Source organism: Pseudomonas sp. WSY_20, from assembly GCF_043104335.1.
In the GTDB taxonomy this organism is placed as follows: domain Bacteria; phylum Pseudomonadota; class Gammaproteobacteria; order Pseudomonadales; family Pseudomonadaceae; genus Aquipseudomonas; species Aquipseudomonas parafulva_B.
Genome location: NZ_JBICKP010000010.1, coordinates 21,674 through 45,070 on the forward strand (window position 1 = coordinate 21,674; position 23,397 = coordinate 45,070).

19 protein-coding genes are annotated in these 23,397 nt (G+C 66.6%); 4 read left to right on the forward strand and 15 right to left on the reverse strand.

The genetic code is table 11. The features are described 5' to 3' along the window. Positions 1-148: 148 nt before the first annotated feature. The 15 genes from ACF8E5_RS01850 to tagH all read right to left on the reverse strand — a co-directional run bounded on the left by ACF8E5_RS01850 (position 149) and on the right by tagH (position 19,256). Positions 149-607, reverse strand: a complete 459-nt coding sequence (locus tag ACF8E5_RS01850) for a hypothetical protein (protein ID WP_058638521.1) — start codon at positions 605-607, stop codon at positions 149-151. A gap of 32 nt (positions 608-639) precedes the next feature. Then, positions 640-1,080 (reverse strand): hypothetical protein, encoded by a 441-nt coding sequence (locus ACF8E5_RS01855; protein WP_058638522.1) that lies wholly within the window; start codon positions 1,078-1,080, stop codon positions 640-642. Further along, complete coding sequence (locus ACF8E5_RS01860; RefSeq protein ID WP_078479393.1) at positions 1,077-1,970, reverse strand: NAD synthetase; 894 nt, start codon at positions 1,968-1,970, stop codon at positions 1,077-1,079. The genes ACF8E5_RS01855 and ACF8E5_RS01860 overlap by 4 nt, the downstream gene beginning before the upstream one ends. A gap of 127 nt (positions 1,971-2,097) precedes the next feature. Continuing rightward, the gene (tagQ, locus tag ACF8E5_RS01865; protein WP_196142241.1) at positions 2,098-2,997 is read right to left on the reverse strand and encodes a type VI secretion system-associated lipoprotein TagQ; all 900 of its coding nucleotides are present in this window, start codon (positions 2,995-2,997) and stop codon (positions 2,098-2,100) included. 73 nt (positions 2,998-3,070) lie between these two features. Next, the gene (locus ACF8E5_RS01870; protein ID WP_392474832.1) at positions 3,071-4,879 is read right to left on the reverse strand and encodes a formylglycine-generating enzyme family protein; all 1,809 of its coding nucleotides are present in this window, start codon (positions 4,877-4,879) and stop codon (positions 3,071-3,073) included. Then, complete coding sequence (locus ACF8E5_RS01875) at positions 4,872-6,074, reverse strand: ABC transporter permease (RefSeq protein ID WP_392474833.1); 1,203 nt, start codon at positions 6,072-6,074, stop codon at positions 4,872-4,874. The genes ACF8E5_RS01870 and ACF8E5_RS01875 overlap by 8 nt, the downstream gene beginning before the upstream one ends. Then, positions 6,074-6,778, reverse strand: coding sequence for an ATP-binding cassette domain-containing protein (locus ACF8E5_RS01880; RefSeq protein ID WP_196135269.1), 705 nt, complete (start codon positions 6,776-6,778; stop codon positions 6,074-6,076). Before ACF8E5_RS01880 ends, ACF8E5_RS01875 begins: the two co-directional genes overlap by 1 nt. Further along, a complete protein-coding gene (locus ACF8E5_RS01885) occupies positions 6,778-9,783 on the reverse strand; it encodes a serine/threonine-protein kinase (RefSeq protein ID WP_392474841.1) in 3,006 nt (1,001 codons plus the stop codon). The genes ACF8E5_RS01880 and ACF8E5_RS01885 overlap by 1 nt, the downstream gene beginning before the upstream one ends. An 8-nt stretch (positions 9,784-9,791) precedes the next feature. After that, positions 9,792-10,511: a PP2C family serine/threonine-protein phosphatase gene (locus ACF8E5_RS01890; RefSeq protein WP_182139760.1), complete on the reverse strand. Its 720-nt coding sequence runs from the start codon at positions 10,509-10,511 to the stop codon at positions 9,792-9,794. Then, positions 10,508-11,164, reverse strand: a complete 657-nt coding sequence (gene tagF / locus ACF8E5_RS01895) for a type VI secretion system-associated protein TagF (protein WP_196186214.1) — start codon at positions 11,162-11,164, stop codon at positions 10,508-10,510. Before tagF ends, ACF8E5_RS01890 begins: the two co-directional genes overlap by 4 nt. Beyond that, complete coding sequence (gene tssM, locus ACF8E5_RS01900) at positions 11,161-14,670, reverse strand: type VI secretion system membrane subunit TssM (protein ID WP_392474835.1); 3,510 nt, start codon at positions 14,668-14,670, stop codon at positions 11,161-11,163. The genes tagF and tssM overlap by 4 nt, the downstream gene beginning before the upstream one ends. After that, positions 14,667-15,974, reverse strand: a complete 1,308-nt coding sequence (locus tag ACF8E5_RS01905; protein ID WP_196186212.1) for a DotU family type VI secretion system protein — start codon at positions 15,972-15,974, stop codon at positions 14,667-14,669. The genes tssM and ACF8E5_RS01905 overlap by 4 nt, the downstream gene beginning before the upstream one ends. 6 nt (positions 15,975-15,980) lie before the next feature. Next, entirely contained in the window at positions 15,981-17,315 is a 1,335-nt protein-coding gene (tssK, locus tag ACF8E5_RS01910; RefSeq protein WP_144966216.1) for a type VI secretion system baseplate subunit TssK, read from the reverse strand. Positions 17,316-17,330: 15 nt separating this feature from the next. After that, positions 17,331-17,828: a type VI secretion system lipoprotein TssJ gene (gene tssJ / locus ACF8E5_RS01915; protein WP_182139756.1), complete on the reverse strand. Its 498-nt coding sequence runs from the start codon at positions 17,826-17,828 to the stop codon at positions 17,331-17,333. A 39-nt stretch (positions 17,829-17,867) separates the two neighbouring features. Continuing rightward, positions 17,868-19,256: a type VI secretion system-associated FHA domain protein TagH gene (gene tagH / locus ACF8E5_RS01920; protein WP_392474837.1), complete on the reverse strand. Its 1,389-nt coding sequence runs from the start codon at positions 19,254-19,256 to the stop codon at positions 17,868-17,870. Between the two features lie 393 nt (positions 19,257-19,649). Between tagH and tssA the strand changes: the two genes are divergently transcribed. The 4 genes from tssA (at position 19,650) to ACF8E5_RS01940 (ending at position 23,336) form a co-directional block, all read left to right on the forward strand. Next, on the forward strand, positions 19,650-20,681 hold the full coding sequence (gene tssA / locus ACF8E5_RS01925; protein WP_392474838.1) for a type VI secretion system protein TssA: 1,032 nt from the start codon (positions 19,650-19,652) through the stop codon (positions 20,679-20,681). 72 nt (positions 20,682-20,753) lie between these two features. After that, positions 20,754-21,269, forward strand: a complete 516-nt coding sequence (gene tssB / locus ACF8E5_RS01930) for a type VI secretion system contractile sheath small subunit (protein WP_025340314.1) — start codon at positions 20,754-20,756, stop codon at positions 21,267-21,269. A gap of 11 nt (positions 21,270-21,280) precedes the next feature. Then, positions 21,281-22,777 carry a type VI secretion system contractile sheath large subunit gene (gene tssC, locus ACF8E5_RS01935; protein ID WP_182139753.1) on the forward strand — a complete coding sequence of 499 codons (1,497 nt, stop codon included), beginning with the start codon at positions 21,281-21,283 and terminating at the stop codon, positions 22,775-22,777. 70 nt (positions 22,778-22,847) lie between these two features. Next, a complete protein-coding gene (locus ACF8E5_RS01940) occupies positions 22,848-23,336 on the forward strand; it encodes a type VI secretion system tube protein Hcp (RefSeq protein ID WP_058638525.1) in 489 nt (162 codons plus the stop codon). Positions 23,337-23,397 lie beyond the last annotated feature (61 nt).

Here is a 23,397-nt window from a genome sequence, read left to right on the forward strand (position 1 = left end):
CAGTGCCGTTATCCGCCCAGAGTGGGTCGAGCGCTCAGGCCACGCAAGTGGAAAGCAGATGGAAGCGCTAATGGCACCAGAGAGACCGGTGTCACTCCCCCTCAGTCCGCTGTTCACCTTATGGTTGCAGCGCAAGCCGTCACCCACGTCAGTGATCACCACCCGGCTCCACCCGCTGCACGGCAACCTGCTGGCGGGTGGTCATGTCGGCCAGTATCACCTCCCCTTCCTGGTGCGTCGGGGTGATCATCAGCGAGCGGACAAAGTGCTCGTTGCCGCCCTTGCGCTCCTGCACGTTCTCGAACGCCACAACGACCGTATCGTTGCGCCAGTTGCTGATATCGAAGCCGCCGGCGGCAATGAACTCGCGGATGTCGCGCACGTCGTTGAAGGTGTTAGCGGGCAGGATCAGCAAGCGGTCTTTGAGAAATACCTCGTAGTACTGGCGAGACCCAGCAGGCCAGTTGTGCGCTACCACGTGCTCGATGCGCCAGTGATGGACGTCGTTTTCATACACCACGACGCGTTCGACCTTGTGCCCGTTGCAGGCGGCGAGCAAGGGCAACAGCAAACCGCCAAGCCAGGTACGCTTTTGGCGCAGATTCATTCAGATAGCCTCGTTACATCAACACAAAGGTGTCATTTACCGGCTTTCGCTACCCGGCGGTTGAATTTACGGATGTCCCGATACTCCATCAGGCGAACACGCATGTCCCGGTAGCGCTGGCTGTTGATGATCAGCAGAGCCAGCAAACCGAACACCAGGACGGAAATATACCCCCCCATGTGCGGGCGATAACCGTAGCTGGGCAATGCGGCGAGCAAGGCAACCACGAGGATGCCGACCACACCGCGCACGCCCCAGGCAAAGCCACGCACCATGGCGATATGCGAGGCGGCGCTCACTACACCGGCTGCCGCCAGCACCATCACCGAGAGTTCAGGGTCTGAACCGCGCATATAGGTGGAGAACACCAGCGAGACGGTACCGCCCAGCGCCATGCAGGAAAAGAAAAACTCGGCAATGAACACGCCGAAATAACGGGAAAGGAATGCTTGCAGTTCCTGGCCATGGGTCATTCGTCAATTTCCTCATAAAGCCCCACGGCAACCGACTGCACGAAGCTACTGCTGGCAAAACCCGACAAGCCGCCAATCGAGTCCTTGATCAAGGTATGCGTGGCGTGCTGGATTTGGGTGGGGGTGAAACGCTTGATCGCGGTACCCGCCGCCTGCTTCAGCTTCAGCTGCTTGGCGGTGAGCGACGGGTGCTTGATCTGCAGAAGTTCCTCGGCCAGGGCCTTGCGCTGCTGCCGCGACAGGCTCTGGAACAGCTCTCTCCAGCCCTTACCGGTCGCCGCTTTGCGTGCCTGCAGGAAACGCACGGTGGTCAGGCTCGATGCGCCCACACCGGCCAGCGCTACGCCGTCGAGTATGCTCATTACCGTCTGGACCGTGTCATTACTGTCGAGCCAGTCGTTCTGCCCAGGGTCGAACACTTCGTTGAACACCCGATACCCGCCCATCATGCACTGCCCGGTCCCTGCCGCTGCGGCGGCATAACCGACCGCCGTCAACACCATGCTGGCGCCGCCAGTGAAAGGTACGGCAATGGTGCCGCTGAACATGACGACCCAACCCAGGTAGGCCGACAGGCAACTCAAACTGGCGTTCACGGCCTCTGCCATCACCTTGCGCTCACGAGCGCCGGTCTGCAGCTGGGTCATGAACTGTTCAGGTGACTTGTAAGGTGGCGCCTCCTGCAAAATCACGCGCTTGGGCGCGATGCTGCAGATCGGCTTGAATTCGCGCAGGACGATCACGTTGTACTGGGCATCGATGTAGACAACACCCGCGCCAACGATACCCGGGTCGGAATCAATGGCCCTGAATAGCTTCTGCTGGTCGAGGGTCAGCAACAACCGCTGGCGTGCCATTTGCTGCCGGTAGCCGCCGAGCACGTCGGTCATCAGGTCTGTCACAACAACTCTCCTAGTTTCAAAAAACCGCTGCGCCGGCGCAACCGCGGCCCAGGCAGGTCAGGCGACCTGCACACGGGCTGCGGGTGCAGCGGCGCGAGCGCAACGCAGCGTGGGATTACACGTTCGGGCACGGTACCGGCGCCCAGTCACCCATGTCGGGGCTGCGGCACATCTTGTTGACCTGGTCCACGCCAGCGTTGGCCACCTGTTGGGCCTCGGCCTTCTTGGTGGCGGCCTTCTGCAGGGTCTTCTCGGTGGCTACGGCCTCTTGCGGCACGGCCTTGTTGACCTTCTTGGCCTGGGTCTTCTTGCCGGTGGTCTTGGCCGGTGCGGCCACGGTGGCGACTTCGGTACGCGCCACGCCGACCTGCTTGAGGTCCTGCTCGTAGGCCTGGGTGTAGCTGTCGAGGTTTTCCGCGACGCGGCCATTGACGGTGGCCAGCAGCTTGTTCGACTCCTGCAGGCCCGAGACGATCTCGGCCAGGCGCTTGCGCCCTTCGGTGTCGTTGATGCGGTTGGCCTTGCGGCCTGCGATCAGGCTGGTGAACTCACGCTGGTAGCAGCTTTGCGAAGCCTTGGCATAGGCCGTAGTGCGGTCCAGGTCGGCGGCGCTCTTGTCAATGTCGGTGGCGTACGAGGCGATGCGCTGCTTGTCGTCGCTGATCTGCTTCTGGCGCTCGGTGTAGTAGCCGGCGGCGCCACCCACCAGGGCACCACCTGCTGCACCGATGGCGGCATTGCGACCGCGGTTGTCGCCGTCGATCAGGGCGCCGGTCAAGGCACCGCCGAGGGCGCCGATGACCGCACCGCTGGCCACCGAGCGGGTCATGTCACCGTCGGTGGAACGCAGGTGCTGCACCGGCTCGTAGCAGCTCGGGTAGTACTCGACCTTGGTCGTGGCACCCACCTTGGACACCGGCGAGCTGGAGCAGCCGGCGACCAGGACAGTGCTGAAACCTGCGGCGAGCAGCAGGGCGGAACGGGCATGGGAAGCCGTGAAGAGGGTCTTGAGCATGTCACTTTCTCACGTGGTTGGTTAAAACGGCGGGCCTCATGCCCACCGCGGGTACGTCAGGCAGAAGCCACTACTACGAGGGCCGCGCCGCGGCCGATGCCAGGAGCTCCTTGAGGATCGTCGCCGGGTCGGCCCGCCGGTTCTGGCGGTACTCCCCAACGTGGCGGACGAACAGGGTCGCACGGCTCACCAGGCTGTTGCCCAGGACCGGCTTGCGGTTGAGTTCTTCCTTGACCCGCTGGAACTGCGCCTGGATCACCGCCTCGGTGTAGCGCGTGCCACTGGCCAGGTTGTCGATGTAGATCGCCACCGCGCCATCGAGGGCGGCGCGGCCGTTGCTGATGGCGGCGGCGTACATACGCACGCTGGTCTGGTCACCGCGCGCCTGAGCCTCGGCCTGGGTGTTGCGCAGGTTGGTCAGGCGGATGTTGTAGTTGTTGATGGTTTCGGCCACCAGCGCGGCGGACTGGATCAGGTTGCCGGCAGCTTCCTCGCGCTGGCGGCCGATCAGCGACACGCTGCGCTTGAGCTCTTCGTTGACCAGGCCCAGCTCGGCTTGTTGGCGTGGGTCGGTGGTGGCGGCGATGAGGCTGTCCAGGCGCTTGGTCGGGTCCTGGGCGGCGTCGATGTCATCGGTCAGGCTGATCAGGCGGCCTTGTTTCTGCCACTGCTCGAACAGTTCCTGGTAGCGCGAACGGGGTGCCGACAGAGCGCCGATGGCCACCCGGAAGCCGGTGGTCTCGTTGCGCTGTTCGGTACCGTCGGCGCCGAACAGCGGGTACTCGCGGCGCATGCCGGTGAACAAGGTCCCTTCGCCTTCCAGGTAATTGCCGCCCTTGACCACGAAGCCGCCATAGGCGCCTTGCAGGCGGCCGCCATGCACCAGCTGGAACGACTCCTGGACCATTTCCGCAGCATTGCCGATCATATCGAACAGCCCCAGCGGGTTTGGCAGGCGGGTGCCGATCGGCATCAGCCGGGCAGCCTGCCCGGTGCCACCGGCCACTTGGTTGAACACTGCCCAATCGGCCAGCGGCCCGTCGCTGTCACTGCCCGGCACCTTGCGCGGGAACAGGCGCCCTTCCAGCTCCTGGCGGCTCACCGCCGAGCCACCCCGGGCAGCGAACTCCCACTCCACTTCGGTGGGCAGGCGCACGAAGCCGACCCCGCCGTCCTCGGCCTTGCTGCCACGGCCACTGACCGGCAGCAGCTCGCGGTGATGCTTGAGCAGCCAGGCGCTGTACACCGCAGCGAAGCGCTCGGCCTCGAAACGCGACAGCTTGACCTTGGGCAGGCGCCCGGCCGCCGTGGTGTCGGGCTGGCAGGCCGGCGCCGGCTCGCCGCTGGCCAGCGATTGCGCCTGGGCCATCACCTGCGCGTATTGACGGGCGCTGACCTCGTACTTACCGATGAAATACATCATCGGCTTGAGCGGGCCGGTCTGGTCGAGCCTGGGTAGGCTCGGGGCGACGGCTTTCTGCCAGTCGGCGGAAAGGTCGTGCAGGCTGAACTGGCCGTTGATGAAGTCACGCCGGTAGCCGGAAATGAACGACTGCTGGTAGCCGGCCTCACCCTCGCTGAACGGGTAGCCGAGGTTGACCTCGCGGTCGTCCAGGCTGCCCTGGGCCAGCACATAGACACTGCGCAGCACCAACTCGCCGCCGCACGGCAGCGGCAGGCTGACGTCACCCGGCAACGGCTTGGGGTTGTCCAGCTTGCTGGTGTCGACTGCCGGTGCCGGTGCCGGTGCCTGTGCCTGTGTCGGGGCGCTGGCAGCGGTGGCCTGCGGCTTGGCAGGCTGCTCTTCGGCGCCTGGTGAGCAGGCGGCCAGGCCCAGCGTGGTCAACAGCAGGGCCGCAGCCCCAGCGCGAAGTTCAGACATCACGGATTCCTTGACTGGCATCGATGCGCGTCACCCGCCAGCCGCCCAAGGCAGCGGCGGCGGTGCTGGCCAGCAGCACCGTAGACAACGCAACGAGGTAATGCATCGGCAACAGGTGGCTGGCGTGTTCGCCGGGCACCTGCGTGAATATTCGGTTCAAGCCCTGCTCGGCCAGCAGGTACAGGCCGCCGGCTGCGGCCGCCGCCAGCACGCTGCTGTACAGCGCCTGCAGCACCACGAACAGCAGCAGCGCCGCCGTGCCGAACCCCAGCAGGCGCAGCACCGCCAGTTCGCGCTGCTTGCGCTGTACCGCCGCCAGGGCGCCAGCGGCGACGGCAGCCAGGGCACCGGCCACGGCCAGGCTGGTGATGATCCAGAACACCAGGTCGAGGTTGCGGCTGAGCGCCTGCACCTGGGCGATCTGCGCCGCCTGGGTCGATACCAGCCACTTGCGTTCGGCGAAATACGCGCGCAGCGGCTCGACATCGGCCAACCCCCGGGCATACAGGCGAAACGCCGGGTACACCCGCCGGGTATCGCTGCCTGCGGCCTCGCCCGGCCAGCCCAGCGCCGGCACGCCGCGCCCGTCGCGGTAGTCCTCGACCGCCTCGAGCAGGGCCAGAGAGGCGAACAGGCCATCGCGCTCGAACGCCGCCAGCGGCAGCACCGCCGCCACCTGCAGGCGGGTCTGGCGCCATTGCAGCTGGCCGGCCTGCTGCCGGCTGAAGCTGGCCTGCAGCTCGTCACCGGCCGTGGCACCGAGCTTTTCAGCGGCGGTAAAGCTCAATACCACCTGCTGCAGCCCCTGCGGCGGCGTCACCTGCTGCAACAACGGATCGCCGGCAGCGGTCGGCAGCATCTCCACGGTCACCGCACGCCCGCGTGCCGGCAGCAACAGCTCGGCGGTAGCGGCGATCTGCCGGGTACGGGCGATGGCAAAGGCAACGTCCGGTCGCTGCGCCAGTTCGTGGATGAAATCGGCGCCGAAACGCCCCCCGCCCAGCGGCACGATCTCGCGCACCGTCGGGTCGCGTTGCAGGCGCTCGGTCAGGCTGCCGACCAGGCCAAACTTGAGCCCGAACAGCACCAGCAACGGTGCGATCACTGCGACCAGTGCCAGCACGCTGCACGCCGACAGCCGCGCATCGTTGCGGTAGTCCTGCCAGGCCAGGCCGGCGATCAGCCACGCGCGCATCAGCAGGCCTGCCCCAGTGTGGCGGTGACGCCGCCGTCGGCATCGCGGCGGCAGGCCATGCGCAGCACGCTCAACCCGGCCCGGCGTGCCAATGCTTCGTCATGGGTGGCCAGCACACAGGTCACCTGGCGTGCCTGGGCCTCGCGCAGCAGCAGCTGCATGACCCGCTCGGCGTTCACCGGGTCCAGCGCTGCGGTAGGTTCATCGGCCAACAACAACGCGGGCGCATGCGCCAGGGCACGGGCACAGCTGACTCGCTGGCGTTGCCCTAGCGACAACGCGGCAGGCTTCTTGGCCAGCTGATCGTGCACATCCAGCGCTTCGGCCAGGCGCTCGACGCTGCCGTCCTCGGCTAGGCCCAGCAGTTGCCGGGGCAGGCGGATATTGCCGCGCACATCCAGAAAGCCGAGCAACCCGCCAGCCTGCAGCACGTAGCCCAGCTGGCGGCTGCGCAGCGCTGCCAACCGGTCCAGGCGGCCCTGCTGCCACAGGCCGGCCACGTCGCTGCCGGCGACGACGAAAGCGTCGGCGGCATCCGGCGCCAGCACCAGCGCCAGCAGGTCGAGCAAGGTGCTCTTGCCGCAGCCGCTTGGGCCGACCAGCGCCACCCGCGCGCCCGCCGCCAGCTGCAGCTGGTCAATTTGCAGGCTATAGCGCTGGGCGCCCTGCCCGCGCGTCTTGCGCACCCCGTGCAGGCTGATCATCACGGCAGCGTCGACAACGGCACACGGTACAGGGCATCGCCGGGCTCGGCGTTGCCGAAACGCACCCAGTTGGCCATGTCGTTGTGGAAGGTTTCGTACAGGCGGATCTTCGAGTCCAGCTCGTCGATGAAGTCCTCCTGTTCGGCCACCGACAGCGACAGCCACAGGTCTTCGGTCATGCTCAGCGACTTGCTGCGGTACGGCAGGCCTTCGAGGTATTCGCCGAGTACCCCGCCCTGGGCCAGGTTGGCGCCCTTGGGCAGCGCGCCCGGGTCGCGGCTCATGTAAGCACTGGCGCTGGCGATTTCGTTGAAGAAATCGCCTGGCGAGCTGCGGGTCTTGCGCGCGGCATCGACGATCAGCTTCAGCGACTGCTGCAGGTCGTTGAGCTGCAGCTTGGTCAGCATCACGCACACTTGCAGGCTCGGCAATGCCGGGTTGATCAGGTCGCGGTCGGCGACCCAGGCGCTGACCAGCTGCGGCGCCTGGCTGGCGCCGGCACGGCCAAGGAAGTCCATGTGCATGGCATAGCCGATGGCCTGGGTCTTGGCCGCCAGGGTTGCCCCGGCGTTCAGTTGCGGCAGCGGCTGCGCCTGCTGCTGGCGCACCTGGTGCACCAGCTCGGCGAACGTTGAGCCGATCTCGCGCACGCGCTCGCCAAAGGCCCCGACATCGCCGCCCGGCACGCCCACGTAGAGGTCGCCGATCTGCGGGTTGCTGTCGGCGGTCAGCACGCGGTACTGGCTTTCGGCTGCGCCATGGTTGTTCGCCCCGGCTGGCGTGCGCAGGTGCAGGGCATAGATCTTGATCTGCTTGCTCAGCGCAGCCTGGCGGACCTCGGCCTCGTTCATCTGTGTGCTGCTGTAGGGGTCGTTCTTGCGCAGCGCGCCGGCATCGCTGACCAGCAGCACGATACGCCCGCCGTAGCCGGACCAGTCCATGCCCTCGACGGCCTGCATCACCCCGGCGAAGGCATCTTCATTGAACGAATGGCTGGAAACGCTGGTGGCCTTGACCTGCGCGGCGGCCTTGAGGAAGCGCGCCGGGTCGCGGCCCTGCTCCAGGCTGACCAGGGTCTTGCTCAGGTAATCCAGGCCGGGGGTGCGCTTGACGCTGTTGCGAAAGCCCACCAGGCCGAAGCTGACATTGTCCAGCTCGCCACGCGCGGCCAGTTGCGCCTGCAGTTCGCTGACCACCTGACGCACCCGGTCGATGTACGGCTGCATGGACACCGACGTATCGACCACCAGGACGATGCCGGTGCGGAAGCGGTTGTCCGCCATAAGCGCCGCGCCGGCAGCCGTAGCCGGCTGGCTGCGCGCGCGGCTGCCGGGGTCGATGGAGGCGACGTTGAGCAACTGCACCGGCTGACCGTCGGCACCGAAGCTTTCGCGATAGTCGAAGATCGGCATCAGGTAGAACTGGTTCTGCGGCACCGCGCTGGCGGCCGGCTCCAGCGCCAGCACCTGCGGCGCCTGCTCCGGCTGCTGCTGCGCCTTGAGCAGCTCGGCGCGGGCCTTGCCGCTGTCGTCGAGCATCTGCTGCAGGTCATCGGCCTGACGCATGAACATCACCGGTGAACGGCCGGAACGCTCGGTGAACTTGAGCACCAGGCTCTGCTTCCAGTCACTGGCCTGGGTCGCCGGCAACCAGCCATCGCGCTGGCCGGCACTGGAGGTGCCAACTTCCAGCCACTGCTGGCCGTCGATGTCCTTGCGCTGGTACACGTACAACACCGAAAAAGCCGGCAGGGGTTCACCCGCGCTGTCGCCGGGCCGCGCCAGCAGTTGCGCCTCGGGCTTGCTCAGCACGCGCTGGAACAGGGTTTTCTTGCCGGGCATCAGTAATGGCCGGCCATCCTCGCTGGCGGCGAGTGGCGGCGTGGCCGGTGTCTGCACCTGGCTGGCGGCTTGCGTCACGGGCGGCGGCGCAGCCGGCTGGTCGCTATCGGCCGGCCACCACAACCAGGTCACCCCCAGGCCCAGCGCCGCGGCGATGGCCACGGCCAGCAGCGCTTTGGCCGGTTTGCCCGGGCCGGCTTGCGCTGGCGCGCTCGGTTGCGGCCGGGTCGGCTCGGGTGCAGGCGCGGGGCTGGCGACTGGCGCAGCTACGGCCTGCGGGATATCGATGGATACCGGCGTCAGTCCGCCCAGCTCAGCCTTGCCCGGCATCGCCACCGGCAATGGCCGGATCACTGTGCTGTCCTGGTCATCGACAGGCAAGCGGTCGAGTGCTGCCAGCAACGCGGCAGCATCGGCAAAGCGCTGCTCGGGGTCCTTGGCCAGCAAGCCGCGCAGGATGCTCTGAAAGCGCCCGTGCTCGATCGGCAGTTCCGGCAGCGGCTCGGTCAGGTGCGCCAGTGCGGTCGACAAGGCATCGGTACCACGGTAGGGCAGCTCGCCGACAAGGATCTCGTACAGCACCACGCCAAGCGCATACAGGTCGGCGCGGCCGTCGATGTCCATGCCGCGCGCCTGCTCCGGGCTCATGTAGCTCGGGGTGCCGACGGCGAACCCGGCCTGGGTGAACTGGGTGCGGTCATCCAGCGACTTGGCGATACCGAAGTCCGAGAGCACCGCCGTGCCGTCGGCGCGGAACAGGATGTTGGCCGGTTTCACATCGCGGTGCACCAAGCCCTGGGCGTGTGCATAGCCCAGCGCCTGGGTGATCTGCCGCACGTAGAGCAGGCCCTGCTCAGGCGAAAGCCCGGCGGCTATGCGCTCCTTCAGGGTGCCGCTGGGCAGGTACTCCATGGCCATGTAGTACAGCTCGCCGATATTGCCGATGTCATGGATCGTGGCGATGTGCGGGTGCGACAGACGCGCCAGGGTGCGCCCTTCGCGCAGGAAGCGTTCGCAGAAGATGGGGTCGGCGGCAAGGCTTGCGGCCATTACCTTCAGCGCCACCTTGCGCTGCAGCGAGCGCTGGGTGGCCAGGTAGACACTGGCCATGGCGCCCTGGCCAATCTCGCTGTCGATGTCGAATCCGGGAATCTGCATGTTCAGGGTGCTCTTCAATTCGCCTTCACCACCACGGCGGTGATGTTGTCGGGCGCGCCACGGGTCAGCCCCAGGTGCACCAGGCTGCGGACCACCTGGTAGGGGTCGGCATGGCCGAGCACATCGGCGATCTCGTGGTCTTCGGCGGTCTTGTTCAAGCCATCGCTGCACAACAGGTAGGTGTCGCCGGGCTGCACCTGCACGCTCACCGCCTGCAGGTCGAGCTGGTCCTCGACGCCGATGGCGCGGGTGACGATGTTGCCGCGTGGGTGTATGCGGGCCTCGGCCTCGTTGAGCAGGCCGCTGTCCTGCAGTTCCTGGACATAGCTGTGGTCATGCGACAGGCGCTCGATGCGGCCATCGCGCAGGCGGTACAGGCGGCTGTCACCGGCCCACAGGCCCACGGCGCGGTCGCCGCGTGCGGCCAGTACCACCACCGTGCTGCCCATCATCGCCACGCCCTGGCGAAGGGTTTGCTCGCGCACCGCACGGTTGACCCGGGCCAGGGTGTCGCGCAAGGCCTGGGTAAATTCCTCCAGCCCATCGATCAGCGGCAGCTGGCGCAGGCTGTCCACCGCCAGGCTGCTGACATAATCGCCGGCGGCATGCCCGCCCATGCCGTCGGCAACGGCCCACAGGCCATCCCAGGTCAGCTCCAGGCAAGCGTCTTCGTTGATCTTGCGGACCATGCCGACATGGCTGTAGCTGGCCGCGCTGTAGCGCACGCTGCTCATGCCGGCCTCGCCTCGCTGCCCAGTAAAAATGCGGCGAACTGCTCGCTGCGTGGCAGGCCCTGGCTGCGCAACAGGCCTGGCGCGATCCGCTCGCTGCCCTTCCCCCACCACAGGCTCATGCCGTCACAGGCGCATTCGGCCAGGGCCAATGCCCGGCCTTGCGAGGTGGTGCCGTTCAGCCGCTGCAAGCCGCCCACGGTCAGCCGTGGCCCCTGCAGCAGTGGGGGGGCGTCGCGATAAGGCTGCAGGGCTGCCGTGAAATGCTCGAACGTTGCCTCTGCTGCAAGCGTGCCCAGTAACGCCGCCTCGACCCCTTCGAACCATTCATCGGCGCCGCCAACGATACCCGCAAGTGCCACGCCGGGCTCCAGCAACTGCGCCACGCTCAGCGGAAAGTAGCGCCCGACCCGATCGATGCTCGGCATCAGCACGCCGACCACCGCTTCCGGGCCACACACCCCGGGCGCCAGGGCAAAGCGCCACAGCGGGCTGACCAGATAGGCCTGCAGCCAGCCCTCGCCAAGCGCCTGCTGGCTGGCCTGGATACCGGCAGCCAGCCACTGGTCCCAGGGTTGGATGAAACTCTGTGGCAGGCCACGGCTGACGAAGTCGCCGCGACAGGCCATTTTTCCGTAGAAACCCACGTCGTTCACAGGCGCTCCGGCAGGCTGAAACCGCTGACCACTCGGCTGCGGAACGGGTTGAAGGCGCTGCCGGCACGCAGCTCGTACGACGCACTGGCGCCGTCCACGCGCAAGCGCAGGTTGAAGCGCTCCGGCGAGCTACCGGCCACCAGGTCGGACTGGTCGAGCAGGCGGAACCACGCCCACGGCCCTTCCATGGTCAACCCAGAACGGCCGCTGGCCGCCGGCGGCGCGATCGCCAGGCGCACCACGCCGATGCTGTTGGGGTTGGGCCACTGCAACGCCACCGGGCGGCTCGGGCCGTGGTCGTAGCTGACCTGCTGACCGTCGAGGTCGAGCAGAAACTGGGTGATGCTGGCGTCCATCGCCACTGGCTTGAGCTCGAAGCGCACGCCTGGCTGCAGGCCATTGCCGCTGCGGAAGAAGGCATCGCGAATGGTCGCCGCGCGCTGGAAGGTGTACAGCACGTTGCTGTTAATCCCAAGCTTCTGCGCCGCGCCCGGCTGCCAGCTCCAGGGTGTGCTGGAGGTGTTGACGTAGGGCTGCAGGTACTTGCGGAAGTAGCTGTCCATCACCCCGCCAACGCCGAAGAACTGGCCGAAGTCTTCCAGGGTGGCGTCGCGCGAGCTGCCGGCCACCATCGGGTAGCGGCCGCTGAGCGACTGGCGGTAGACGTTCAGCACTTCGCTGGCCCAGGCGGCGTTGAGCTGGTTGCGCACCCCGCCCATGACCACGCCGTGAGTCGAGCCGAGTACCGAGCTGACCAGGTTCTGCACCACCTTGGGCTGGCGCGCCGCGCCCAAGGCAACCCGTTGCGCCGCCGCCTGGGCTTGGTTCTTGGCCTCGCCCAGCAGCGCGTCGCCGCTGGCACCGACCATGGCGCTGACTTGCACGTAAAGCGCGTTGAGGTCGGTGAGCAGGCCGTCGATGGCGGCCGGCTGGCCTTCGCCGCTGTCAACCAGCGCAGCCAGTTGGGCAAAGTGCGTGGTCACCGGGTCCTGGGTGCGGGCAGCAGGGCTGTCGGCCGGCAGCGGGGCGTCGCCGAGCAGGCCGCCGAGACGCTGGCGTAACTGGTCGACACCGGCCTGTTGGGCCTTGTCCTGAACCTTGTCGAGGGTGGTCGGCTGCGCCAGGTTGGTTTCCCGCGCCACCGCCTGCAGCAGCTGCTTCATCGGCGAGCTGGGCCCGGACAGCACCCGCAGCACATCGGCGGCCTGGCCGACGCTGGTGATCGGCACGAAGTCCAGGTCGTCGAGCAGGGCATCCCACTGGCGGATGTAATCCTGGTAGTAAAGCTGCTGCACATCGTCGGCCAGGCGCCTGGCATCGTCCGCCTCGCCCGGCGCGCGGCCGAGTACCCAGCGCTCTTCTGCGAGCGTGGTACTCTGCGCCAGGCTGGCAGCCAGAAACGCCTGGCGGTAACCCAGCACGGTAAACAGCCCCGGCAGCGGCTCGCTCAGCGGCTTGGCGCTCTTGAAGCGAAACACCAGGGCCGCATCGCGGCCGGCCGCGTCGCTGACGCGGAAGTCTTCGACCCCAGCCGGCAGCTTCTGGCGCTTGACCCGGTCGTAGACGCGCTGGGCCACCGGCAGCTGTTGCAGCTGGCGCCGGGTGTCGTCGATCAGACGCTGGTCCAGGCGGGCATTTGGCGGGCGCTTGTCGAACAGCGCTGCCAGGTGCTGTTCCAAGGCCCGGCGCAGATCAGGGGCAAGGTCGCGAGGCAGCTGGCGCTCCCAGTCCAGGGTGATCCAGGCCTTGATGAAGTCCGCGTCGTAGTGTTCGCCGTCGGCCAGCATCAGGTAGGCCTTGAGCCCTTCGTAGAGGTAGTCCGACGGGCCGCCGGCGTACAGCTGCTCCTCGATGCGGGTCACCAGGCGCGGAGCGAAAATGGCGATCAGCAGCTTGCGATACAGGCTTTGCGATTCGCTTTCGAGCATGTCGCCCTGGTACAGGCCCAGGCCCTCGGCCCAGCTGGGTGGGTCGTCGGCCAGATGGCGCACGGTGTTGAGCAACGGCAGCACCTCGACGACGTTGCGCTGCGCCGGGCTCAGGCTTTGCACGCTCTTGCCCAGCGGCTGTAGGCGGCTGTCGACCTCGGCGATGTATTGCTGGTTGGCACGGTAGCTGACTGCCCACAAGGTGCCGACCAGCAGCACCAGCGCCACGCTCAGGGCCAGCGCGCCACGGGCGATCCACCTGCGCCGCCGTTCCACCTTGGGGTTGCTGCCGACCAGGCCGCGCTCGGCGAAGGCCACAGCCGTGAACAGTCGCTCGATGAAATAGCTGCGCCCACTACCGCTCTGGCGCGCCAGCTGCGCGCGGTCCAGGCCCATGCTCTGGGCCATGCTGCCGATCAGCCGGTCGATGGGGCTGCCTTCCTGGGTGCCGCTGGTGAAATACACACCGCGCAGCAAAGCCCGCGCCTCGAAGGCGTTGGGCTTGAAGATGCCATCGAGCAAGCCCTTGAGGTCGCCGCGCAGGGCGGCGAACTGTTGCACAAAGCCGTAGATCAGGTCGCGCCGGGTCGGGTCGCGTTCCTGTTGCAGGCGCTCGACCAGGCGCTCGCCAAGGCGCTGTTCGAGCAGGCCGAACTCGTTGTCGAACTGTGCCAACGGGCTATCAGCACCCTGCTCGAGGGTATCCAGCGGGAAGGTCATGCCCCACACCTGGGCGCGCTCGTCCTTGCCCAGGTTGTCGAAGAACTCCATGAAGCCCGGCACCAGGTCCAGCTTGGTCAGCATCAGGTACACCGGGAAGCGCACGCCCAGCTGGCTGTACAGCTCCTGGATGCGCGCACGGATCGCTACGGCATGGGCGGCACGCTCGGCGTCGCTGCCCAGCAGCAGGTCGGCCAGGCTGATGGCAATGAACGCACCGTCGATCGGGCGGCGCGAGCGCTGGGTCTTGAGCAGGTCGAGGAAGCCCAGCCAGGCCGCCTTGTCGACTTGGGCGTGGCTGTCCTGGGTGGTGTAGCGGCCGGCGGTATCGAGCAGCACCGCCTGGTCGGTGAACCACCAGTCGCAGTTGCGCGTGCCGCCCACCCCGCGGATGGCGCCCTTGCCCAATTGCGCGGCCAGCGGGAAATGCAGCCCGGAATTGACCAACGCGGTAGTCTTGCCGGAACCGGGCGGGCCGATGATCACGTACCACGGCAGCTCGTAGAGGTTGCGCCGCTCGTCACCGCCCAGGCGTGCCTTTTTCAGTAGGGCCAGGGCCTCGTCCATGCGCTGGCGCAGGGCGGCCAGCTCTTCGGCGGTGGCCACGCTGGCCGGGTCCGGGGCGGTCTCGGCGGCCAGGCTCTGCATGACCTTGGCCGCCTGCCGACGCGCCTGCACGATGCGCCAGGCGCGGTAGGCGCCCCACACGGCGAACAGCAGGACAATCAGCAGCCAGCGCGGTGCGGGCGGCGCCAGCACTTCCAGCAACGGCCCGACAAACCAGATGATCAGGCTCAGGGCGATCAGGCCCAGCAGCGGGATCACCCAGCGAATGACAAAACTGAACAACGCCTTCACTCAACACCCTCCGCCAGCACGGTGATTTCAACCCGGCGATTCTTCGCCCGACCTTGCGCGGTGTCGTTCGACGCCAGCGGTTCGGTGTCGCTTAATCCTTCGGCGCTGAAGCGCTCGGGCTGCCCTGTGCGCGCAGCGAGCAGGCCCTTGACCTCTTCGGCGCGCGCCTGCGACAAGGCCCAGTTGGACGGGAAGCGCAGTGTCGCGATGCGCTGATTGTCGCTATGCCCGGTCACCCGCACATTGCCCTTGACCTTGGCCACGGCGTCGGCAATGCGCAGCACCAACGGCTGGAAATCGCCCTTGATGCTGGCGCTGGCACTGGCGAATAGCTCATCGCCGCGAATGGTCACCACCGAACGGTCCACCGCATCTTCGACGGCGACCCGGCCAGCCTTGATGTCGTCAGCGAGGAACCCGGCCAGGCGCGGGCGCTGCACCGGCTTGGGCTGCACCACCGGGCGGTCCATGGCCTGCACCGGGATCTCGCCCAGCGCGTGGATACCACGGAACACCGGCTCGGCATCGGCAGCCAGCTTCAGGCGCAGACCGAACAGCAGCAGCAACAGCAACGCCACGGCCACCGCCAGGCCTACCCATGGCGGCACGAACTGGGCCAGGCGATCGCGGCTCACGGTCGCCCCGCGCCAGTGCGGCGACAGTTCGCGCTCGCGCTCGCCACGGGCGCTGCGAATCGCCGCAGCGGCGCGCTCGCGCAGTGCTTCGAGCTGGGCGCGGCCATCGTTCATGACCCGGTAGCGGCCTTCGAAGCCGAGGCTGGTGCACAGGTACAGCAGCTCCAGCAGGTTGAGGCGTTCGCGCGGGCTTTGCAGGCAATGCTCCATCAACTGGAATACTTTCTCGCCGCCCCAGGCCTCGTTGTGCACGGTGATCAGCAAGCTCTGCCGGCTCCAGTCGCTGGCACTGCCCCACGGCGTGCTGAGCACCGCCTCGTCCAGCGCGGTGCACAGTGCGTAGCGCGCCAGCAGCACCTCGTTACGCACGACCCCAGCAGCTTCGGCACGAGTTTCGAACTCGCGCAGGTAGGCCAGCAACTGCGCGCGCAGGCTGGCCGGCGCTGAGTGGGCGATGGTGTTGCGCAGACGGGTAAGCAAGGCCAGCAGCGGCCCGGCGGCCTGCTCCAGTGGGTTGAGGCCCATGCCCTGGCCGGGCGCCAGCGGCTCGGCCGGCACCTGCAACGGCGCGAGAGCCGGGGCCGGGGCCGGGGCCGGTTGCGCGGCGCGGCCCCCGGGGCGCGGCATGAACTGGGTACGGTCGTTGGCCAGCGGATCGTCCGGGTGCATCGCGAGTTATCCTCGAATGGCCCAGAAGGCCAGGCTCAGGCCGGGGAATTCGCCGGCGACGTAGAAGGCAAAGCCACCGGAATGCTGCAGCTGCTTCCAGTGTTCGCTGCCACGGTCGAGCTCGAAGTAGGTGGAACCGGCGTGGAACGGAATCTGCCGTGGCGCCACCGGCAACGGCAGCAGGCCGATGCCCGGCAGTTGCAGGTTGACCAGGTCGCGAATGTGTTCCACCGAGCCGATCTTGCTCTGTTGGCCGAAGCGGCTGCGTAGGGTTTCGCTGGGCACGTCGGCGCGCACCACGAGGATGAAGCTGGCGCTGTCGAGCAGGCTGCGGTCGGCGAGCATGCCGACATGGATGCCGTAGGCCTTCTCGACGATCGGAATCGCCACCGCCTTGCTGTCGATCAGCGTCGAGAGGGCCTCGCGCAATGCGCTCATCACCGGCGCGAAGGTCGCTGCCAGGTCGTCGTGCTGGTACACCGGGAAGCTGAGCGGGCGCCGGCCATCACGGGTGAAGGTAGCGAACTCGCCGGCCAGCGCCACCAACTCGCTGTACAGGCGCTCGGGGTGCAACGGGCTCAGCTGATTGAGGTGCTCGATCAGCGGCTGGGCGCGGTTGACCAGTTGCAGCAGCATGAAGTCGGCAATTTCCGACGCCCCGCCATTGGCCGAGGCGACCACTCGCCCGGCCAGCGCTTCGCCACGCTGGTGCAGCAGCCCCAGCAACTCGCCGCAGAAGCCGGACAACTGCTGGCTGGCCGCCACGTCAAGCAGCGGCGGGATGTAACTGTCATCCACCATCAGGGCACGGTCGGCGCGCTTTTCGCGGATGCGCAGCATGCCGAGGGCGGCGTAGTCGCTCAGGCCATCCTCGCTGAGCAGCAGGCGCAAGGCGCGGCTGCCGAGGGCCAGCGCGGCACGGTTCTCAAACGGCGCATTGTCGTCACGCACTTCACTGACCCGGCTGATGTAGCGGGCGCCAGCGCTGGCCTCGCCTTCGTCGACGGTGTCGCGGGCCCCGGCGCGCTTGAGCGGCAGGCCCAGGTGGACCACGCCATCGCGCAGCGCGTCGGGCACCTCCAGCGGCGCTGGCGGCAGGTCGTCGCGGGGTATGTCGAACGGTGTACCGTCGGGCAGCAGGCCGCGGGCACTGATGATTGCCACCTTGCCCTGGGCGAGCAGGCCCTGGTCGAACAGCAGTTCGGAGAACCCCCAGGCAGCAGCGCTCAATGGCCGGCTGCGGGCGTCTACCAGGTGTTCGAGGTAGCGGTCGTGCTGTTGGAAATGCTGGGTCGTGATGAACATGCCTTCCGACCAGACCACGCGATTGTTCCAGGACATGGGGGCTCCGATTGCCTAGCGGGCAGGTTCAGGTTGGGGGGTGGCCTCGGCGCTGCGCACGTCACGCACATCGAGGCTGATCTGGTAGTCGCGCGGCGGCACAGGCATTACGCTGCGCCACTGGGCCTGGTCGATCTCGCGATAACCGACCACCAGGCCGATATGGCGCGTGGCGGGGTCCAGCGGGCGCTCGAGACGCAATTGCCCGCCGGGCTGCAATAGCACTTCGTCCTGGTCGATCAGGTCGGCGCCGAGGGTGGCCTGGGCGCGTTCGGCCAGGGCAAAGTAGTCGGCGCGGGCGAAGGCGGCGCTGTTCTTCAGCTCGAAAAGGCGCACCCGGACCGGCGCCGGGGCGCCACCAGGGCCCGGGTTCAGCCCGGCGGCAGCGCTGAAATACAGGGTCACGGCGGCGCGCTCCGGCACCTCGTTGGCAACCGCGGCAGCAGGCGTGTCCTTGCTGCAGGCCGCGAGCAGCACCAGGCTCATGGCGGCTACCAGTGGTATTGCTTTCATCCTTGTCCTCATGACGTACCTTGGGCTTCCCGGATGCACTCAGCGACGTTGCGCACGGCTGCTGTGGACCTGGTAGGCGCGGCTGAATTCGCGGCCTAGCAGCTCTTGAAAATCGTCTTCGGCCTCGCGGGAAATCTGCCCGTAAAGCTCGGTAAACTGCTGCCAGCAATGCGCCTGGCGCGAGCCGCCGAACAGCTTGGCCAGCCCGGCAGCCGGTGCCAGGCGCTGCTCCAGGCGGGCCGGCTGGAAACACGCCAGCAAGTGCTGGATGGCAGCTTGCACACCGGCCATCACCGCCAGCTGGTGAGCGCGCAGATCATCGAAGCTCTCGCGCACCGCCTGGTCTGCCGGCATAAACGCCTGGTTGCCGTGGCGCAGCAGCAACAGCAACGCCTCGTCGGCATTGGGGGCGAATTTCAGCGGGTTGTTCTGCACCGGGGCAATGGTGGTCTGCTGCATGCGGAACTCGCCCTTCAGGCTACTGCGCGCACGCAAAACATCGATCAGGCCCTCTACCATCAGGCGGTAGCTACGGCCGATGGCCTCCATCTGCGCGGCGGCATCGGCGGCGTCGATGCGCAGGTGCTCGATGCCAGCGCCGCGCAGGAACGCCTGCAACAGGGCGTCGCTGGCCATGGCCGGTGCGGGCGCAGCGGCAGGCGGCGCGACCGCTGCCGCTGCCGCTGCCGCTTTCACCGGCGGCGCTGACGGTGGCGATATCTTATCCGCAGCCGCAGCCGCAGCCGGGGCCGGGGCCACTGCCGCCGGCGCTGCAGCCGGCGTGGAGCCGAGCAGGTCCCAGTCTTCCGGGATCATCCCCGGGGTGGCCGGGGCGGCAGTCGGTGCCGGCGGAGCCAACGGGGTTGGTGGGCGAAAGTCATGCTGCTGGGCAGGGACGTGGTCGGGCTGGCTGACCGGCGGCACGCTGGCCGGGCCGAGGAAATCGAACAGGTCAGGCAGGGTGTCATGGCTCGAAGCCCCCTGCAGGAGCGCAGCCGGCGCCCCGGAAATCGCCGGGGCAGGCATGGCCGGGGCGGCCATCTGGTTGGCCATCAGCGCTTCGAAACTGTGCGCCTGGGGCTCGCTTTCAAGGCTGCCAGGCAGGCTCGCGTCGATCCGCGCCTGTATCTCGTATTCACCAATACGGATAACTTCGCCATCCATCAACGGCTCACTGTTACCACGACGCAAACGAATACCGGCACAAACTAACTCGACACCATTGGTGCTGTCGTCGGTCAAGTAATACTGGCCATTCTTGGACTGGATCACACAATGCCGAGACGATACCAACCGTTCCGGGTCGGGAAGTACCCAGTCATTGTTAGCCGCGCGACCAATAGTGATGGCACCGCTCTCCAGCCGCATTTCCGGACATTGTCCAGGGGTAATCTTGTGATAGCTGGTGATAGTTAGGCAAAGTGCCATCATGCCTCCTTGCATCCGTTTAGAACGTCGATCCATCCATTCGAGTTAGTGCGCCAAGCCACTCGAACACCGCTGCAACGCTTGATTCACATAGCCCAGGCAAAAACCAAAAATATATGAAGGGTATGTAACGCCAATGCCGTAGCCAAACCAGAATCCATGACGAGCGGTGCCTGGCTACTGCCAACAGCGTCACAGCAGGCACTCGGCGGCGCGTAGCTTACCTTGACACCTGCAAATAAATAAACCATAAATGCGCAACTTCGAAGTGCCAAAATAATATCATCGTGATACCACTTCGACACGCGTTAAAAAGTTTGTGCGCCAGTTCACATTTGCAAATTCGCACAAGAACACGCCCTCACCAAGGGCCGATAGGGAGATCGAATTCTGGTGTACGCATCGCCGTTGCTCGCCGCTGTTTCTGCTGACTTCCCCTGCGGCGAAGACCTCGAATATGACGCTGAGTTTCTGCAACTGGAGCGTGATGCCCAGGGCCGCCCCGAGCGCGTCATGGGCGATGCCGTTCAGCCCGCCGAGCCGCCGCAGTGGCGCGACATCGAGCAGGCATGCAGCCGCTTGCTGCAACGCAGCAAGGACCTGCGCATCACCCATTTTCTGTTGCAGGCCAACCTCGCCCTGCATGGCCTGCCGGGCCTGGCCACCAGCCTGGAACTGATCCGCGACCTGCTTGCCGAGTATTGGCTCTACCTGCACCCGCAGCTGGACGCCGCCGACGACAACGACCCCACGGTACGGGTCAACGCCCTGGCCGGCCTGACCTGCGACACCAATATCGGCCTGCTGCGCGACGCCGTGCTGGTGCGCTCGCGCGCCTTCGGCCCGGTCACCCTGCGCGCCGCATTGCATGCCGCCGGCGTGCAGCACTTTGCCAGCGAACAGCTCAGCGCCGAAGAACTGGCCGCCGCCCTGCGTGACGCCGACGAAGACCAGGTGCAGCAGTGCCAGGCAGCCCTGCAGCTGGCCCGCGAGGCGGTGGACATCATCGAACAGCGGGTCAACGACCAGGTCGGCTCGGCCAGTGGCGTCGACCTGTCGGCTCTGCGCCAGCCGCTGCGCCAGGTGCAGCAGGTGCTCACCGATTACGCCCCAGCCGGGGCAGGCCCTGCCCTGGCCGCCACCGAAGCACCGGCGACCCCCAGCGAGCAAGCGCCGCCCGCCGCCGCCAGCCCCAGCGCCCGGCCTGCCGCCCGCCCGGGCGAAGTAAACAGCCGCGAGGACGTGCAGCAGAGCCTCGACCGGCTGTTGCAGTACTACGCCCGCCACGAGCCCTCCAGCCCGCTGCCGGTGCTGTTGCACCGGGCGAAGCGGCTGGTCAATGCCGATTTCGCAACCATTGTCCGCGACCTGATCCCCGATGGCTGGTCGCAATTCGAGAACCTGCGCGGCACCGAGGACAACTGACGCCCTCGGCCCGCATCAACACCGACGCCCGCAACGAACAGCGCCGCCGCACCGGCGACCAGGAGGAACAACGTGGCGAAAGACAGCTCCCAGAAATTCATCGCACGCAACCGTGCGCCGAGGGTGCAGATCGAATATGACGTCGAGCTCTACGGCGCCGAGAAGAAAGTCCAGCTGCCATTCGTCATGGGCGTGCTGTCGGACCTCGCCGGCAAGCCGGCCGAACCGCTGCCTGCGGTAGCCGAACGCAAGTTCCTGGAGATCGATGTCGACAACTTCGATTCGCGCCTGAAGGCCATGAAGCCACGCGTGGCCTTCAACGTGCCCAACGAGCTGACCGGCGAAGGCAACCTGAGCCTGGACATTACCTTCGAGAGCATGGACGACTTCAGCCCGGCCGCCGTGGCACGCAAGGTCGATGCCCTCAACCAGCTGCTCGAGGCGCGCACCCAGCTGGCCAACCTGCTGACCTACATGGACGGCAAGACCGGTGCCGAGGACATCATCCTCAAGGCCATCAAGGACCCGGCCCTGCTACAGGCACTGGCCAGCGCGCCGAAACCCGTCGACAACGAGCCCAAGGCCTGAGGAGACAGCCCATGAACGATCCATTGCGCGAAGCCCAGGCCCAGTCGGCCGGCGCCACCCAGGACCCGAGCGAATTCGCCAGCCTGCTGCTGCAGGAGTTCAAACCCAAGACCGAGCGCGCCAAGGAAGCGGTGGAAAGCGCCGTGCGTACCTTGGCCGAGCAGGCCCTGGCGCAGACCAGCCTGGTGTCCAACGACGCCATCGGTTCGATCGAGCAGATCATTGCCGCCATCGACGCCAAGCTCACCGCCCAGGTCAACCAGATCATCCACCACGATGATTTCCAGCAGCTGGAAAGCGCCTGGCGCGGCCTGCACTACCTGGTCAACAACACCGAAAGCGACGAGCAGCTGAAGATTCGTGTGCTCAACGTGTCGAAGACCGACCTGCACAAGACCTTGAAGAAGTTCAAGGGCACCGCCTGGGACCAGAGTCCGATCTTCAAGAAGCTGTACGAAGAAGAGTACGGCCAGTTCGGCGGCGAACCTTACGGCTGCCTGGTCGGCGACTACTACTTCGACCAGTCGCCACCCGACGTCGAGCTGCTGGGAGAGATGTCGAAAGTCTGCGCCTCAATGCACGCGCCGTTCATCGCCGCCGCCTCGCCGACCGTGATGGGCATGGGCTCGTGGCAGGAACTGAGCAACCCGCGCGACCTGACCAAGATCTTCACCACCCCGGAGTATGCTGGCTGGCGCTCGCTGCGTGAGTCGGAAGATTCGCGCTACATCGGCCTGACCATGCCGCGCTTCCTGGCGCGCCTGCCATACGGCGCCAAGACAGACCCGGTCGAGGCCTTCGCCTTCGAAGAAGACACTGATGGCGCCGACAGCAGCAAGTACACATGGGCCAACGCCGCCTATGCCATGGCTGTGAACATCAACCGCTCGTTCAAGCACTACGGCTGGTGCTCGCGCATCCGTGGCGTGGAATCGGGTGGCGAAGTGCAGGGCCTGCCGGCGCACACCTTCCCCACCGACGACGGTGGTGTGGACATGAAGTGCCCGACCGAAATCGCCATTTCCGACCGCCGCGAAGCAGAGCTGGCGAAGAACGGTTTCATGCCGCTGCTGCACAAGAAGAACACCGACTTCGCGGCCTTCATCGGCGCCCAGTCGCTGCAGAAGCCAGCCGAGTACGACGACCCGGACGCCACCGCCAACGCCAACCTGGCCGCGCGCCTGCCGTATCTGTTCGCCACCTGCCGCTTCGCGCACTACCTCAAGTGCATCGTTCGCGACAAGATCGGCTCGTTCAAGGAAAAGGACGAGATGCAGCGCTGGCTGCAGGACTGGATCCTCAACTACGTCGACGGCGACCCGGCGCACTCCACCGAGACCACCAAGGCCCAGCACCCGCTGGCAGCGGCCGAGGTCGTGGTCGAGGACGTCGAAGGCAACCCGGGTTACTACAACTCGCGCTTCTACTTGCGCCCCCACTACCAGCTCGAAGGGCTGACCGTGTCGCTGCGCCTGGTATCGAAGCTGCCTTCGGCCAAAGGGGCCTGACCGCCCCCGGGCTGTCTGACAGCCCCAACTGCACCCAACCGCCAACCTGACGCGTAATACCGAGGACATCATGGCTGTAGATATTTTCATCAAGATCGGCGACATCAAGGGCGAGTCCCACGACAAGGCCCACAAGGACGAAATCGACGTGCTCAACTGGAGCTGGGGCATGTCCCAGTCCGGCAACATGCACACGGGCAGCGGCGGCGGCTCGGGCAAGGTCAACATCCAGGACCTGTCGATCACCAAGTACATCGACAAGTCCAGCCCCAACCTGATGGCCCACTGCTCCAGCGGCAAGCACATCGACAAGGTCAAGCTGACCGTGCGCAAGGCCGGGGGCGAGAGTCAGGTCGAGTACCTGATCATCAACCTTGAAGAAGTCATCATCAGCTCGCTCAGCACCGGTGGCTCGGGCAGCGACGACCGCCTGACCGAGAACGTGACCCTGAACTTCGCCAAGGTCACCGTCGATTATCAGCCGCAGAAAGCCGACGGCAGCAAGGAAGGCGGCCCGATCAAGTACGGCTGGAACATCCGCTCCAACGTCAAGATCTGACCGACCGCGTCCGCGCTGCCTTGGCTGGCGTGGACGCCTTTCCCTCACCTCACCCGCTTAC

What these genes read in the sequence shown, in the direction of transcription:
- ACF8E5_RS01850 (WP_058638521.1), bottom strand. Translation starts at nt 607, where the DNA reads ATGAATCTGCGCCAAAAGCGTACCTGGCTTGGCGGTTTGCTGTTGCCC.
- ACF8E5_RS01855 (WP_058638522.1), bottom strand. Translation starts at nt 1,080, where the DNA reads ATGACCCATGGCCAGGAACTGCAAGCATTCCTTTCCCGTTATTTCGGC.
- ACF8E5_RS01860 (WP_078479393.1), bottom strand. Translation starts at nt 1,970, where the DNA reads ATGACCGACGTGCTCGGCGGCTACCGGCAGCAAATGGCACGCCAGCGG.
- tagQ (WP_196142241.1), bottom strand. Translation starts at nt 2,997, where the DNA reads ATGCTCAAGACCCTCTTCACGGCTTCCCATGCCCGTTCCGCCCTGCTG.
- ACF8E5_RS01870 (WP_392474832.1), bottom strand. Translation starts at nt 4,879, where the DNA reads ATGTCTGAACTTCGCGCTGGGGCTGCGGCCCTGCTGTTGACCACGCTG.
- ACF8E5_RS01875 (WP_392474833.1), bottom strand. Translation starts at nt 6,074, where the DNA reads ATGCGCGCGTGGCTGATCGCCGGCCTGGCCTGGCAGGACTACCGCAAC.
- ACF8E5_RS01880 (WP_196135269.1), bottom strand. Translation starts at nt 6,778, where the DNA reads ATGATCAGCCTGCACGGGGTGCGCAAGACGCGCGGGCAGGGCGCCCAG.
- ACF8E5_RS01890 (WP_182139760.1), bottom strand. Translation starts at nt 10,511, where the DNA reads ATGAGCAGCGTGCGCTACAGCGCGGCCAGCTACAGCCATGTCGGCATG.
- ACF8E5_RS01905 (WP_196186212.1), bottom strand. Translation starts at nt 15,974, where the DNA reads ATGCACCCGGACGATCCGCTGGCCAACGACCGTACCCAGTTCATGCCG.
- tssK (WP_144966216.1), bottom strand. Translation starts at nt 17,315, where the DNA reads ATGTCCTGGAACAATCGCGTGGTCTGGTCGGAAGGCATGTTCATCACG.
- tssJ (WP_182139756.1), bottom strand. Translation starts at nt 17,828, where the DNA reads ATGAAAGCAATACCACTGGTAGCCGCCATGAGCCTGGTGCTGCTCGCG.
- tagH (WP_392474837.1), bottom strand. Translation starts at nt 19,256, where the DNA reads ATGGCACTTTGCCTAACTATCACCAGCTATCACAAGATTACCCCTGGA.
- tssC (WP_182139753.1), top strand. Translation starts at nt 21,281, where the DNA reads ATGAACGATCCATTGCGCGAAGCCCAGGCCCAGTCGGCCGGCGCCACC.
- ACF8E5_RS01940 (WP_058638525.1), top strand. Translation starts at nt 22,848, where the DNA reads ATGGCTGTAGATATTTTCATCAAGATCGGCGACATCAAGGGCGAGTCC.